This window comes from Streptomyces sp. NRRL WC-3549, from assembly GCF_000721935.1.
Classification (GTDB): Bacteria; Actinomycetota; Actinomycetes; order Streptomycetales; family Streptomycetaceae; genus Streptomyces.
The window spans coordinates 59,651-60,966 of record NZ_KL585383.1 but is presented as its reverse complement, the minus strand read 5'-3'; the positions used below and the strand labels follow the sequence as shown (position 1 = coordinate 60,966).

At 71.3% G+C, this 1,316-nt stretch carries 1 protein-coding gene and 1 pseudogene; both read left to right on the top strand.

Going from position 1 to position 1,316, the window contains the following annotated elements; genetic code table 11:
* Positions 1-480, top strand: a 480-nt coding sequence (locus IH13_RS0102460; protein ID WP_031080634.1) for a DUF5998 family protein, incomplete at its 5' end; no start/stop codon positions are given.
* Positions 481-521: 41 nt separating this feature from the next.
* Positions 522-1,316: pseudogene (locus IH13_RS0102455) on the top strand (alkaline phosphatase family protein); the annotation flags it as partial.

Sequence of the window (1,316 nt, the reverse complement as noted above, 5' to 3'; positions counted from 1 at the left end):
GGGGAGCCGGTCGCGTCGTATCTGGTGCACCAGGAGACCACCTTCGACTCCAACGAGGTGCGGCGCCACGTCACGGTCCTCGTCCTGACGGACACGCGCTTCATCGTCAGCCACACCGACGAGCAGGCCGCGGACACCAGTTCACCGACGCCGTACGCCACGACGTCCACGGAGTCGGTCAAGCTCGACCGGATCTCGTCCGTCGTCGTCAGCCGCGTGGTCGCCAACCCCGAGAAGTACGTGCCCGGTACGCTGCCCCGCGAGGTCGTCCTGACCATCGGCTGGGGCGCCGTCTCGCGGATCGACCTGGAGCCCGCCGCCTGCGGCGACCCCAACTGCGAGGCCGACCACGGCTACACCGGCAACACCACCGCCGACGACCTGAGCCTGCGCGTCAGCGAGGCCGGTGACGGGCCGGACGCGGTGCGCCAGACGCTCGCCTTCGCCCAGTCCCTCTCCGAGGCCACGGCCTGTGTATAAGAGACAGGGAGGTGCCGGGCTTCGAGGCGGTGATCCCCGAGCTCACCCCGGCCGACCGGAACTGCGTCTTCCTGATCGACGGCCTCGGCTGGGAGCAGATCAAGGCGCACCCCGACGAGGCGCCCTTCCTGTACTCCCTGCTCCCCACCTCACGTGGCGGCACCGGCCGTCCTCTGACCGCGGGCTTCCCCTCCACCACCGCGACCTCGCTCGCCTCGGTGGGCACGGGCCGGCCCCCGGGGGAACACGGCCTGCCCGGCTACACGGCCCGCGACCCGGAGACCGGCGCGCTGATGAACCTGTCTCTTATCCACATCTCTGAGGCACAGGTCTCCGCCCCCACGTTCGAGCAGACCCCGCTCACCAAGGTCGCGCTCAGCGGCGGGTCCTTCCTCGGCAGGCTCTCCGGCGAGGAGCGGATGGACCTGGCCGCCGAACGGCTCGCGGCGGGCGACCGGTCCCTGGTCTACACGTACTACAGCGAGGTCGACGGGAAGGGGCACCGCTTCGGTGTCGACTCCGACGCCTGGCGGGGCCAGTTGATGTACGTGGACGGGCTCGCCCGGCGCCTCGCCGAGCAGCTTCCGCCCCGTTCGGCGCTGTACGTCACCGCCGACCACGGGATGATCGACGTCCCGTTCGACGAGCAGTCCCGTATCGACTTCGACGAGGACTGGGAGCTGAGTGCCGGAGTGGCCCTGCTCGGCGGCGAGGGCCGTGCGCGCCACGTCTACGCCGTCCCCGGAGCCGAGACCGATGTGCTGGCCGTCTGGCGCGAGGTGCTCGGCGAGCAGTTCTGGGTGGCGAGCCGGGACGAGGCGGTGGCCGCCGGCTGG